General features: G+C 50.5%; 11 protein-coding genes. 8 read left to right on the top strand and 3 right to left on the bottom strand.

All coding sequences use genetic code 11. The features are described 5' to 3' along the window. The first annotated feature begins 83 nt into the window (after window positions 1–83). The gene (locus H3M12_RS03560) at window positions 84–620 is read left to right on the top strand and encodes a flavodoxin family protein (RefSeq protein WP_129032242.1); all 537 of its coding nucleotides are present in this window, start codon (window positions 84–86) and stop codon (window positions 618–620) included. Between the two features lie 16 nt (window positions 621–636). Then, entirely contained in the window at window positions 637–1,149 is a 513-nt protein-coding gene (locus tag H3M12_RS03555) for a methylated-DNA--[protein]-cysteine S-methyltransferase (protein ID WP_182150929.1), read from the top strand. 358 nt (window positions 1,150–1,507) lie between these two features. On the opposite strand, the gene dnaB is transcribed toward H3M12_RS03555, so the two are convergent. From dnaB to H3M12_RS03540, 3 genes are all read right to left on the bottom strand, one after another. Further along, window positions 1,508–2,905: a replicative DNA helicase gene (dnaB, locus tag H3M12_RS03550; protein WP_129032238.1), complete on the bottom strand. Its 1,398-nt coding sequence runs from the start codon at window positions 2,903–2,905 to the stop codon at window positions 1,508–1,510. A 252-nt stretch (window positions 2,906–3,157) separates the two neighbouring features. Then, window positions 3,158–3,616, bottom strand: coding sequence for a 50S ribosomal protein L9 (gene rplI / locus H3M12_RS03545; protein ID WP_129032236.1), 459 nt, complete (start codon window positions 3,614–3,616; stop codon window positions 3,158–3,160). A gap of 64 nt (window positions 3,617–3,680) precedes the next feature. Beyond that, the gene (locus tag H3M12_RS03540; RefSeq protein ID WP_129032234.1) at window positions 3,681–5,696 is read right to left on the bottom strand and encodes a DHH family phosphoesterase; all 2,016 of its coding nucleotides are present in this window, start codon (window positions 5,694–5,696) and stop codon (window positions 3,681–3,683) included. Window positions 5,697–5,843: 147 nt separating this feature from the next. Here H3M12_RS03540 and H3M12_RS03535 point away from each other — a divergent pair, with 147 nt between their 5' ends. The 6 genes from H3M12_RS03535 (at window position 5,844) to H3M12_RS03510 (ending at window position 13,552) form a co-directional block, all read left to right on the top strand. Next, window positions 5,844–6,020: a hypothetical protein gene (locus H3M12_RS03535; RefSeq protein ID WP_170954957.1), complete on the top strand. Its 177-nt coding sequence runs from the start codon at window positions 5,844–5,846 to the stop codon at window positions 6,018–6,020. 149 nt (window positions 6,021–6,169) lie between these two features. After that, complete coding sequence (locus H3M12_RS03530; protein ID WP_129032232.1) at window positions 6,170–6,814, top strand: nitroreductase; 645 nt, start codon at window positions 6,170–6,172, stop codon at window positions 6,812–6,814. 502 nt (window positions 6,815–7,316) lie between these two features. Next, window positions 7,317–8,918 carry a peptide ABC transporter substrate-binding protein gene (locus H3M12_RS03525; protein ID WP_182150928.1) on the top strand — a complete coding sequence of 534 codons (1,602 nt, stop codon included), beginning with the start codon at window positions 7,317–7,319 and terminating at the stop codon, window positions 8,916–8,918. Between the two features lie 72 nt (window positions 8,919–8,990). Beyond that, a complete protein-coding gene (locus H3M12_RS03520) occupies window positions 8,991–10,172 on the top strand; it encodes a metal-dependent hydrolase family protein (RefSeq protein ID WP_129032228.1) in 1,182 nt (393 codons plus the stop codon). A gap of 521 nt (window positions 10,173–10,693) precedes the next feature. Next, window positions 10,694–12,295 (top strand): peptide ABC transporter substrate-binding protein, encoded by a 1,602-nt coding sequence (locus H3M12_RS03515; RefSeq protein ID WP_182150927.1) that lies wholly within the window; start codon window positions 10,694–10,696, stop codon window positions 12,293–12,295. 72 nt (window positions 12,296–12,367) lie between these two features. Beyond that, window positions 12,368–13,552: a metal-dependent hydrolase family protein gene (locus H3M12_RS03510; RefSeq protein ID WP_129032224.1), complete on the top strand. Its 1,185-nt coding sequence runs from the start codon at window positions 12,368–12,370 to the stop codon at window positions 13,550–13,552. Window positions 13,553–13,899: the final 347 nt, after the last annotated feature.

Raw genomic sequence — 13,899 nt, 5'->3', positions numbered from 1 at the left:
CGGCGGGCGACTAGTTGCTTGGCCATATTAATTGCTTTTCGCCGGCACCTTTTCTACACTGAATTTAAAGGAGGCAATTACAGATGACGACACTCTTTATCGACGGCAGTTCCCGCTCCGACGGAAATACCGCTGCGCTAGGTGAACGCTTACTGGCGGACATCCCCCACCACACCGTCCACCTAGCACAGACACATTTAAATTTTGAACGGGATCACCGGGAGACCACCATGCCCCAACTCGACGAGTCCGACGACTACCTGACCATCATGGCACAGTTTCAGGCGGCCGACAACATCGTGTTGGGGACCCCCGTCTACTGGTACAACATGAGTGGCCAGCTCAAGGTCTTTATCGACCGCTGGTTTGACAGTTTCACGGCAGGAACATCGTTTGCTAATAAGCGGATTTTTCTCTTGATTGTGGGCGCCGATGACCCCCTCCACAAAGCCAAGCCCCTCATCGAACAGTCGATAAAGTTGTCCTGCGATTGGCTCAAAATGACCTTTATGGGGACCGCGACTTTGGTGGCCGACGCTCCCGATGATATTCGTAACTTACCGTCGCTACCGGCCAACGCCCAGGCGCTCCGGCAATCGTTGATTATGATTGAAGACTAAGAAAGGGAGACTTGCTATGTCGACCCAGTTGACCACGCCCTCACCCTTAGGCCCCTTGACGTTACTGGGCGATGATCATCATTTATACGGCTTATGGTTCAACGACCAAGCCCACTTTGGCGCTAATTACGACTTGACCGCTATCCCCACGGGCCAGACGGAATCACTACACTTAGCTCTCGATTGGCTCCACGCCTACTTTGCGGGTGAAGCACCAGACCCGTTTGCGTTACCCTTAACGCCGGAAGTGACCCCATTTCGTGCGCAGGTTCTCCAAGTGCTGACTCAGATTCCGTACGGGAAAACCGCGACATACCAACAAATCGCGACTCAGCTAGGGAAACCGCAGGCCGTGCGAGCCGTAGGTGGTGCCGTAGCCCACAATTCGCTAGCCATCGTCATCCCCTGTCATCGGGTGGTGGGCCATGATGGTGCCCTCACCGGTTACGCGGGTGGACTCGACCGCAAGCTTGCCTTGTTGACGTTAGAAGGACACGATTCCGTGGCGTTAGCCCACCATCATATTTAATCTCGACGCTAAAAGCGACCGTCAAGCCATCACGTGATGGCTTGGCGGTCGCTTCAATTTTGCGTAAAGAAAAACCACCGCTCGGGGAAAGCGATGGTCATCGGAGTAGGGGTAACGTCATAAGAATTATGACGTTAACTATTTTTTCATTATTCCAGGGGAGGAGGAGTACATGAAAAAAGATTGTTAATCTTTGGTAGAAGCAACGTTTGGGTTAACTTCTATGTTGCTTATAATAACTGGTAAATATGACGAAAATGTGAACTTTCTCGCACATCCTGATGAATTTTGCGTCTCACTGGACAATTCCCCAGTTAGCCGGTCTCCACCGTTCCCTGGAATCCAAGCTTAACCCTCGTTAGCCCTGGTCGTCCGGCACGTAGGCCACCGACGAGAATTTGTTAAACGACTTAACAAACAGTAATTTGACCGTTCCCCGCGGACCTGACCGGTTCTTTTCAATAATGACTTCGACTTCACCGACGTCTTGGTTCTCGTCATCACGGGGATCACTGTCACCCCCACCATCAGCGTCATCGCCTTCTCGTTCGTAATAGTCGTCCCGGTACAGGAACGAGACGATATCGGCATCTTGTTCGATCGACCCGGATTCCCGGATATCGGATAAGACTGGCCGCTTATCCTGCCGTTGTTCCACGCCCCGAGAAAGCTGAGATAATGCAATCACCGGGACGTGCAGTTCCTTGGCCAGCTTTTTCAATTGCCGAGAGATATCGGAAACTTCTTGCTGACGGCTCTCGTGATTGGTTCCTTCGATCAGTTGCAAATAATCGATCACAATCAGTCCCAGGTTCTGCTTTTCCTTGGCGAGCCGTCGACACTTGGCCCGAATCTCGGTAATCTTGTTCCCGGCCGTGTCGTCGATGTAAATGCTGGCCTTGGATAAACTCCCCATTGCCATGACTAAGTTGTTCCACTCGTCTTCGGTCAACTGACCAGTCCGCAAATGATTGGCGTCGATGGAGCCCTCCGCACACAGCATCCGGTTGACCAACGATTCGGCACTCATTTCCAGACTAAAGATGGCCACGGTCTTGTCGGTCCGGGTCCCCACGTTTTGCGCGATATTCAGGGCAAAGGCGGTCTTCCCGACGGCCGGCCGGGCCGCAAGAATCATCAGTTCATCGTCGTGTAGGCCGGTCGTCATCTTATCGAGTTCGGCGTAACCCGTCGATAATCCGGTGATGGCGTCACCCTTTTTCGAGAGTTCGTTGATGTCTTCAAAACTCTTGCTTAAGACTTCGCGAATCTGCCGGAACCCCGACTGACTGCGCATTTCCGCAACGTTCATGATATCGCGTTCGGCGTTGTCCAGGATTTCGGTGACGTTACCGTCCTGCTGATATCCCGTGGTGGCGATATTCGTCGCGGTTTGAATCAATCGCCGCAGAACGGCCTTGTTTTGCACGATCTTGGCGTAGTAGGTGGCGTTAGCGGCGGTCGGTACCGAACTCGCCAGTTCAGCGATATAGGAGACCCCGCCCACGTCATCCAATTCGTTTTTAGCGGTCAATAAATCCGTGATGGTGACCACGTCGATGGCTTCGTCGCGGTCATTTAGATCCACCATGGCTTGAAAAATAATTTGATGTTCCCGGCGATAAAAATCTTCCGGGGTCAAGACTTCCAACGCATCCACCAACGCGTCGGTACTCAAAAAGATCGCCCCTAAGACGGCCTTTTCGGCTTCGAGGTTTTGCGGTGGTGTGTGGTCTGTTAGTGCACTATTGTCCATTCGTATCTCACTAACTCCTCTACTTGATCTAGGCTGCCGATTTAACGGTCGTCATCCATTTTATACCATCTACAGTGAAACGACCCGGTTTAAAATTCGAAAATCAATTGGGGATGGTCTCGGACTTACAGTCCCAAGCACTCCCGTTTTTTAACTAAAATTCCCCCGGTCAATTCAGATAATCCATCATACCACGGAAAGAAAAAGCCGCCAACAGGGGGCGACTTTTTATCATCAATCTATTAGAACCTTTTATTTTTGCTTTTGAGCGACGTGGACCCGAATCTTGGCGGTCACGTCGGGGTGGAGCTTGACCGGCACGTTGGTGTAACCCAACGAGCGAATCGGTTCAGGCAAGTCGACCTTGTGCTTATCCAGCTTCAGGTCAAATTGCTTGGCTAAAGCCTGAACGATTTGCTTGCTCGGAATCGACCCGAACAAGCGGCCATCATCTCCGGCCTTGGCTAAGATTTCCACGACCGTCTTGTCGTCTTCCAAGTGTTGCTTGAGGTCGTTGGCTTCAGCCAATTCTTCGGCTTCGCGCCGTTGTTCGGCCTTCCGTTCGGCGTTGAGTTGACTCATCGCAGATTGGTTGGCTTGCTTGGCTAATCCTCGCTTGATTAAAAAGTTCTGGGCGTACCCATCAGGTACGTTCTTGATTTCACCGCGTTTACCTTTTCCGCGGACGTCCTTGGTAAAAATCACTTTCACGTCGGTCACTCCTCAATTTATCACTTATTTTATCCTACGCCGAATCCGCCCTTAACGCAATTAACTACTCGTCGGCGTTGGCTTCTTCGACCGTGTGGTTCAAGATGTCCAATAACTGTTGCTTGACTTCGGCCATCGACTTATCGGCGATTTGGGTCGCCGCGTTGGACAAGTGACCGCCACCGCCCATGGCTTCCATGGTCAGTTGGACGTTGATCTTGCCTAGCGACCGGGCCGAAATGCCGACCCGCCCGTCGTCGCGGCGGGTGATGACGTACGACGCATCAACGCCAGACATGTTCAGCAGGTCATCGGCTGCCTGCGCCGCCGTGACCGGATCGTAGGTTTGGTCCTCCTCACCGGCGACCACCGCCATGTCTTCATTGACGAACTCGACTAATTCAATCAGGTGGTTACGTTGCAGGTAACTATCAACGTTTTCCTTCATATATTGTTGCATCTTCATGGCATCCGCTCCCGCCGAACGCAGGTAACTGGCCGCATCGAAGGTCCGCGTCCCGGTCCGTAACGAGAAGTGCTTGGTGTCCACGAAGATCCCGGTCAGCATCGCCGTTGCTTCGACCTTGTTGATGGGTTCACTCTCTTGCGACTGGTACTCGAACATCTCGGTAATCAGTTCGCAGGTCGAGCTGGCGTACGGTTCGATGTAGACCAGTAACGGATTTTCGGGGAACTCTTCCCCACGCCGGTGATGGTCGAGAATCATCACCCGATTTTCCAACCGGTGGTAAAGTTCCGGTGAAATCGTAATCGACGGCCGGGAATGGTCGACCATCAGCAACATGCTTTGGTCGGTGGCCTTTTCCAAGGCGTCCTCCGGCGAAATGATGGCCGCAGCCACATCGGGATAATCTTGTAAATCATCCAGTAGCCGTTGCACGTCGGAGTGGACCATTTCGGCATCCAAGACGATCCAGCAGGTCTTATGGTTCATCTTGGCAATCCGGCGAATCCCCAAGCAAGCCCCCAGCGAATCCATATCTGGTTGGGTGTGGCCTTGTACGAAGATCTGATCAGATTCGTTCATTAATTCCTGCAAGGCCTGTGAAATCATCCGGGCCCGGACCCGCGTCCGTTTCTCCATTGGGTTGGTCTTCCCACCATAGTAACGGGCTTCACGGTCGGCAGCCTTCACTACGACCTGGTCCCCACCCCGGCCGAGGGCTAAGTCCAAGTTGCTTTGGGCTTGGTCGGCCAGCTTATTCAAGTTGGAATCCCCATAGGCAATCCCGATACTCAAAGTCAGCGGGAAGTTTTGCTTCGACGTACTTTCCCGGATGGTGTCCAGGATCTTAAACTTATCAGCCTCGATGGCGGCCAGCGACTTGGCGTACGCTAAGATGAAGTAATGGTCGTCATCCAATTGTTTCAGGTACATGTCGAATTCTTGGACCCACGACGACAACTCGTTGGTCACATAATTGCGTAGGTTAGAAATCTCCTGGTCAGTCATCGACTGAGTAATCTCATCGTAGTTATCCAGGAAAACCTGCCCAATTGCAATCTTTTCATTATCATAGCGTTCTTGAATCAACTGATAATGGGTAATGTCGTACAAATACACGGCGTGGAAATCGGGTTGCACGTATAGCGTCAATCGGTAATCATGCCAGCGCACCGTCGATAACGTTTCCGGTTTGGCCTTATCAACCAACTCTGCCAACTGGGCGTCAACTTCTTCCAATGGATGCCCCAACACATTTTGGTCGTCAAAATAATGTTGTAAGTACGGGTTGATCCATTCAATTTGGTTCGTCGTCCCAAGAATCATAACGCCCGGTGGCATCCGAATCAGTGATTCCTGCTCACCCTGTTGAATCCGATAGGATAAGTCAGAAATATACTGAGCCGTATCGGTCCCAATCTCCGCCATGGTATTGAACACCACTAGCATACCGATACCCACTAAGACTAAGATGACAATACCGAAGATCCAATTCATGAGAAACGACAAGACGATTCCTAAAATGGCTAAGCTTGCCGTTAAAATTGCGATTCCTCGGAGCCGCCGATTCTGTAAGAATTCGGGGACGTTTGCTCGCGAAAATAGTTTGTGCATACTTACTCCTCATCTGATTCGTCCTAAAATCGATTCGCGGTGGCGTCACCCGACAAAAAACGGTGCGCCGAAACCGCTCTAAAGAATACATTCATTTTATCACAATCCAGGGGTTTCACAAAATTTCGTTCTCCTAAGAATCCCGTCATGGCGGCGTTATACACGGATTCAGCCCGTCAGGTCAAGCCCCATAAGGTCTCCCGTAAACTCGCAACAAATTTAGCTGGTAATTGCAAGTCCTTGCACGTCAACTTTCAATTTTGGTTACTCATGGGTGGTGGTTTCATCATCAGCCATATTTTAGCCCGTTATTTGCCGGTTTAAACCATCATTTTCATATCAACTACCCATAAGCCATCGAGGTGATGTTTCACGTGAAACAATTCAAAATACCTTCAGAGGCCCTGACTTGCCTTCTGGGCGCAATCCGCTACACTAACAGGAGAAGCACTCAATGAAAGGAAGAGATTTTTATGTCGTCATCAATTCCAGTTCAACGCCACTCTGCCCGGGATTTCAGTGACCGCCCCGTTGCACTCGATACGTTACGCGCCATCTTGACCGAGGCCCAATTGGCTCCTTCTTGGGAAAATGCACAACCCTGGAAGGTCTACCTGGCAACCGGCAAGACCGCACAACACCTCCGCCAGAGTCACCAGGATTTGAACCAACAAGGGACTAAGAGTTGGACCGAAGTCGTGCCCCCTAAGGATTGGGCCACCCTGCCACAAACCAACATTACGGCCTGGCAGCAAAACATGCAACAATTCTACACCGCAAACGAACGCGACCAGTTCGTGTCTCGGCAACGGGGCCTGTTCAACGCTCCCGCCATCGTTTACTTGACTATGCCGAAAAATTCTTCGGCCTACTCGGCATACGACTTGGGGGCTTTCGGATACGGCATCTTGCTCGCCGCGACCCGTCACGGTGTCAGTGGTGTCCCGGCCTACGAACTGGTTCGTTACCCGGACGAGATTCGTGAAGCCTTTACGATTCCGGATGACGAGGCCATCTTTATGGGGATTGCCCTGGGCTACCCGCAAACCGATAGTCGGGTCAACGCCTTACGCCCCGGTCGCTCTGACTTGAATGATATTCTGCAGGTACGCGATTAATCGCATTAATTATTTAAAACAAAATATAGTTTATCCTTACGGCCCAGAAAAAACTTTCTGGGCCGTTTGTCTACCATCTACCCACACCCGTAAATTTTCACTCGGCCGTTGACATTTCTGAAATCCATGCTAAACTAGCAATCATTAACAATCGATGAGAAAATTAAAAAGTTATGAAGAAGACTAGTAAGTACGTGGCGTGGTCCAGCGATCCCGGTTTAGTGCAAGCGGGAACCCCAAGCGCAACCGAACTCCCTTCCGAACCGTCAGCTGAACTGTAGTAAGCCCGACCGGATGCAGCCGTTATCCTTGCCTTGAATCGTGGTGTGGCCCCACAGGACCTAGCCTGCGGGAAAAGTTGCCTCTAGGAGCCATGGTTCATGTTGAGATCAAATTAAGGTGGTACCGTGCAAATTCCTTTTGCGCCCTTACGGAGAAACACTTTCCGTAAGGGCGCTTTTTGTCGTCCACCACATCGATTGAACCTAGGAGGTTTTTGCCCATGCATCGTTCACTATTCACTATTCCCGTTGCGCTACTACTTACGGTCACCCTAGCCGGTTGCGGCCAGGCCAGTGGCCAATCCAAGAATAAGACCTTAAACGTGACCTTAGCCGATGAACCCGCGACGGCCGATCCTAATAAGATGACCGACACTAACAGCGGCAGCGTGGTCTTTCAAACCATGGAAGCTCTCTATACTTATAACAAATCAAATAAAATCGTGCCTGGCGTGGCGACCAAAATCGTAAAGCCCACCAATCATGGTAAGACTTATACGTTCAATCTTCGTAAAGATGCTAAGTGGGCCAATGGTCAGGATGTCACGGCGCAAGATTTCGTTACGTCCCTACGACGGATGGTCAACCCCAAGACCAAAGCACAATACGCTGATCTCCTTTCGGCCTTTAAAAATTACGATGCCATCCAACACAGTAAGATGTCTCCCAGCAAGTTAGGGGTCAAGGCCCTCAGCAAGACCAAGCTACGAATTCAATTGACAAAGGCTGTCCCTTACTTCAACGACCTAGCCGCCAGTAAGTATTACCCACTCAACACCGATGCCGTGAAAAAATATGGGTCCAAATATGGGACCAGCGCAGCTAAGACCATGAGTAACGGGCCATACAAGTTGGTCGGCTGGACCGGCAGCAATTCGACTTGGCACTACGTTAAGAACAAGCACTATGGGAACGCCAAGAACGTTCAGATCAACCGAGTCAAAGTCTCTGTCACCAAAGACGAGACCACCGCGGCCAACCTGTTCAAATCCGGCAAGATTCAAGAGACCACGGTCAGCGGCCAATATGTTCGTTCCAATGGTAACGATAAACAGTTGCAAACCCACCTGTTAGGCCGCATGAGCTTGTTGGTCTTTAACAGCAAGCGCAAAGCCACGAAATCTGAAAACCTGCGGCAAGCCGTCTCCTACGTCATCGACCGGCAGAAGCTGGTCAAGAGCGTTTTAGGTGATGGGTCCAAAGCCGCCACTAGTGCCGTGCCGAAGGGCGACCAAGCCAATCCTAAGACCGGCGAAGATATGGCCAGTGAGGTCGGCAACCTTTTGCCCCACAACGTGACCAAGGCTAAAGCTTATTGGCAAAAGTACCTGAAAGAAACCGGGAAAAGCAAGGCTACCCTGAACATTTTGACCGATGATAGCGATGCCGATAAACACGTCGGCACTTACATTCAAGCCGTCATGGAAAAGAACTTTAAGGGGTTGACTGTCAATATCACTGCTTTGCCACACGCCCAACACGTGGCCCGCGACTTCGACCAGAAGTACGATATCAACCTGATTGGCTGGTCAACCAACTGGCTGGACGCCGACGACTACTTGGAATTGGCCGCCAAAGATAATTCGGTCAATTTCACCCATTGGAACGACTCGACTTATAACCAAATGCTGACCAGTGCCAACGCAAAGACTGGTCTGGCCCGGTACAAGGGATTGATGGCCGCCGATAAATACCTGATGAGCGTTAAGGGCTACGTGCCCGTTTACCAGCCATCCGAAGCGAAACTGGTCAGCAAGGATGTCGGCGGGCTGACCTACTCGTTGTTGAATGAAGCCCAATACCAATACGCTTACTGGAAATGACCCACTCAGCTTTAAGGAGGCGACCAATCCGTTTCAATCGCATCACCATTACAACTTTCTGGAGGTAATTTTATGACCACATTTTATCATTGCAATTTCTTTGACGGCACCACCGACCACAACACCCCAGACGCTTGGTTCACGGTCGACGACCAGACCGGCCGGATCACAGCTCGTGGCACCGGCGCTCCCACTGGGGACGATGAGCAAGTCGACTTTCACGGCCAGTACGTCATGCCGGGCTTCTTCAACGTCCACACCCACGTGACGTCTGGTCCGGACACGCCGGACGGGTCTTACGGTCAATCTGAAGCCGAATCGGCAGTCTTTGCCACCCAAAACCTCCAGCAACTTCTAAAATCTGGCGTCACCTATATCCGTCAGTGCGGGACCGCCTACGACGTCGACATTGCGCTTAAACGCATGCAACGCGACGGCAAGCTTCCTCATACCCCGCACATGATGGTTTCAGGCAAAGCCTTCTCGATGACCGGGGGCCACGGTGATTCCCCGCACGGCGGGCATGCAGTCGATTCACCCGACGAGATGCGCAAGGCCGTCCGTACCGCCTTTAAAAACGGCGCCGAATGTATCAAGGTCATGGCGACCGGCGGGGTCATGACGCCCAACGACTTCATGGAAGACCCACAACTATCCGTAGCGGAAATGCACGCTGCCGTAGAAGAAGCCCACCACAAGCGCCGCATCGTGGCGGCGCATGCGGAAGGCAACCCTGGGATTCAAAACGCGCTTGACGCAGGGGTCGATTCCATCGAACATGGCTTCTACGTCAACGAGGCTGAGGCCCACCAGATGGTCAAGCAAGGGACTTACCTCACCCCAACTCTAATCGCCGAATGGGCCGCCGCCAAGGACGGTATCGGGGTTCTCCCGGATTGGGAGATCAAGAAGGCCGAAGACGCCCTCGACGACACCTACGTCAACCTCACCCGGGCCGTCAAAATCGGCGTCAAGTTCACCTGTGGGACCGATGCTGGCACGCCGTACAACGGGTTCGACCGGACCCCCGAAGAGTTCGGGATGCTCACTAAGATTGGAATGACTCCCGCCCAAGCTTATCAATGTTCCTGCATCAATTCGGCAACGCTACTAGGGGTCGCCGACGACTATGGCACCCTTGAGGTCGGCAAGTTCGCTGATTTCCAGGTCCTCAAGAGCGACCCGGTCGTGGACACCGCCAACGTGGTCCAAGCCGATAAACAAGTCTACATCGGCGGCCACCGCGAATTTTAAGTCAAAAGGAAAACGTGGCAACCAGGAAGTGGTCAACGCCCTTTCTACCGCGCTTCTCTTTTCCAAAATTTTCTGAAAACGTGGATAAAAAATGAAAATCCGACGTTGACAAACAAAATTTCGGTGCTAAACTAGCAATTATTAACAATTGGTTAGAACATTAAAAAGTGATGATGAAGTTCAGTAACGTTGGTGGCCCTGTTAGCGAACCCGGTTTAGTGCAAGCGGGTCAGGTCCTAAAACGTGAACATCCCTTCGGAGCCGTCCACCGAATTCAAGTAAGTGTTCAACCGGGAAGCATCCCGTTATCCGTGCAGTGAATCGTAAGGCTCGCGAGCGTTAAAAGCCTAGTTTAGCACTCGCGTCTAGGCGCCCTACCGTTCATGTTGAAGGCGATGGGTCTCTCATCGCAAAAATAAGGTGGTACCGTGCGAGTTGCACCCTTATGGAAGTGTCTTTATTCCATAAGGGTGCTTTTTTGTTCTTAAACCTTAGATCAATTGTGCTAGGAGGTTTTTTAGATGACTCATAAATTTTGGCTTACCGTAACCGCATTATTAACATTAGGTCCTTTAAGTGGCTGTGGACAAGCATCCGGTCAAACGAATCAAAGCAAAACATTGAATGTTACCCTGGCCAGCGAACCAGCCACTGCCGATCCCAATAAATCTACAGATACCAACAGTGGTAGCGTGATTTCGCAGACTATGGAGGGGCTGTACACCTACAACAAGCAAGGCAAAATTGTCGCCGGCGTGGCCACTAAAATGGTGAAACCTACCAATCATGGTAAAACCTATACCTTTACCCTTAAAAAGAATGCCAAGTGGGCTAACGGTCAACAAGTGACCGCTCAAGATTTCGTGACTTCCTTGCAGCGGTGGGTCAATCCTAAAACCAAGGCGCAATACGCCAACTTACTGAGTGCTTTTAAGAATTATTCAGCCATTCAAACAGGAAAGCTACCTGCTAGTAAGTTAGGGGTCAAAGCCCTCAGTAAAACCAAGCTTCAATTTCAGCTCACCAAAGCTGTTCCGTACTTTAACGACCTGGTAGCCGGTTATTACCCGCTAAACACGGCTGCTGTGAAGAAATACGGCCAAAAATATGGTACTAGCGCCGCCAAAACCGTTAGTAACGGCGCCTACAAATTAGTTGGTTGGACTGGTAGTAATTCCTCCTGGACCTACGTCAAGAATCCCCATTATTGGGATGCCTCGCAGGTCGGTATCAAGAAAGTTAAGGTCAGCGTGACCAAAGATGAATCTACCGCGGCTAACCTATTCAAATCAGGAAAAGTTCAAGAGACCACCGTTAGTGGGCAATACGTCCGCGCAAATGGCAACGATAACCAGCTTCATACTCACCTGTTAGGCCGTTTACAGTACCTTTACGTTAATAGTAAAAAAACTAAAACCAATTCCGAAAACTTACGCCAAGCCGTTTCCTACGTCATGAACCGGAAAACTCTAACGAATAAAATTTTACAAGATGGCTCAAAACCCGCCTTAAGCGCCATTCCCCATGGGGATCAGGCTAATCCAAAAACGGGCCAAGACATGGCTACTGAAATCGGTAATCTCCTACCAACCGACGTCTCTAAAGCCAAAACGTACTGGCATAAATACTTACAAGAAACCGGTCAAAGTAAGGTCACCTTGAACTTATTGACCGATGACACGGATGATGACAAGCACGTGGGGACTTACCTCCAATCGGTCATGCAGAAAAACTTTAAGGGATTGACCGTTAACATCACTTCAATCCCCCACGCGCAACATGTCGCCCGCGATTTTGCAGGAAATTTCGAACTGAATTTAACTGGTTGGTCGACTAATTGGTTAGATGCTTCTGATTTTCTTAGTTTGGCGGCGAAAACCAATACGGTCAACTTTACCGGCTGGAACGATTCGAAATTCAACCAATTATTGAATCAAGCTAACAATAAAACTGGCTTAGCTCGTTACAACGGGTTAATGGCTGCCGACAAACGTCTTATGGCAGTTAAAGGCTACATTCCCGTTTACCAACCTGCCGAAGCCAAGCTCACCTCCAAAAACGTTACCGGCTTGACCTACTCTTTACTCCACGAAGCTCAATATAAATACGCTGCTTGGAAATAACTAACAAGCATCCGGAATCGAGGTGATGCCTCTGTTACACCAGACTTAACTTAATTTTAGGAGGACTTTACAATGACTAAAACCACATTTTTCAACTTTACCTTATTTGATGGCACGACCGATCAAAATTTAACCGACGCCTGGTTCACCGTTGATAACGAAACGGGACGCTTGGTAGACCGGGGACAAGGAACACCCGCCACTGCTGATACTCAAGTTGACCTGCACGCCCAATATGTCATGCCTGGCTTCTTCAACGTTCACACCCACGTCTCGGCTAATCCCTTAGCTTTGAACGGCAGTGATAATTCTGAATCCGAAACCGCCGTCTTCGCTTGGACGAACCTCCAAGCCCTTCTAAAATCCGGCGTCACCTACACCCGGGGCTGTGGGAACGATTATGACGTCGACGTCAAACTAAAAAAACTTCAGAAAAGTGGGCAACTTCCCCATACCCCGCACATGCTAACATCCGGAATGGCCTTTTCGATGACCGGGGGCCATGGCGATTCACCACACGGTGGCCATGCCGTTGATTCACCCGACGAAATGCGCAAAGCCGTCCGGACCGCTTTTAAGAATGGGGCTGAAAGTATTAAAGTCATGGCAACTGGTGGCGTCATGACGCCGAACGACTTCATGGAAGACGCCCAGCTTTCGGCGGCCGAAATGCACGTCGCCGTCGAAGAAGCCCACCACAAGCGTCGCGTGGTTGCCGCCCATGCCGAAGGAAACCCAGGCATTCAAAACGCTCTCGACGCTGGTGTCGACTCGGTGGAACACGGCTTTTACGTGACCGAAGATGAAGCTAAACAGATGGTTAAACAAGGGACTTATCTGACCCCGACCTTAATCGCTGAATGGGTCATCCCAGAATTTGGCAAAGGCGAACTCCCCGATTGGGAAGTCAAAAAAGCTGCTGACGCCCTTGACGACACCTACGTCAACATGCGCCGAGCTTTCAAACTTGGGGTAAAGTTCACTTGTGGGACCGACGCTGGGACCCCCTACAACGGGTTCGACAAAACTCCGGAAGAATTTGGCTTACTGACCAAGTTAGGAATGACCCCGGCTCAAGCTTACCAATGCTCCAGCCTAAATTCTGCTCAACTCTTAGGCGTCGCAGATGATTACGGGACCCTTGAGGTTGGTAAATTTGCAGATTTCCAAGTTCTTAAGAAAGATCCCTTAGCAGACACTGCTAACGTCGTCCAGGATGATAAACAAGTTTATCTGAGCGGCCAGCGTGAATTCTAATCCGATCCAACTAATCCCCCTGAGTTCAAGCTCAGGGGGATTTTTAGAAGGGTAAATTAACAATTGAAACGCCACAACTAAGAAGAGAATAAAAAGGAACTCATAGCTTGAATTCCTTAAAATTTCCGTGTAAAAATCCAGTTAAGTTACCCCACAATAGCTGGTTTAGTCGATTTAATCTAATTTATCGGCGCCAGTCATCCAGGGAATCTAACCCGCTATCACGCACCAAGTTATGCACAGTTTTATCCACATTATCCCCATAAGATGGGGATAACTCAGGCTATTTATCACCTAGCCTTTGAATTGCATAACCGCATGAGGTTATTTCACTAAATTAACTTTAA

Source organism: Levilactobacillus suantsaii, from assembly GCF_014069315.1.
Taxonomy (GTDB): domain Bacteria; phylum Bacillota; class Bacilli; order Lactobacillales; family Lactobacillaceae; genus Levilactobacillus; species Levilactobacillus suantsaii.
The sequence above is the reverse complement of the archived record's forward strand: the minus strand, read 5'-3'. Positions and strand labels throughout refer to the sequence as shown.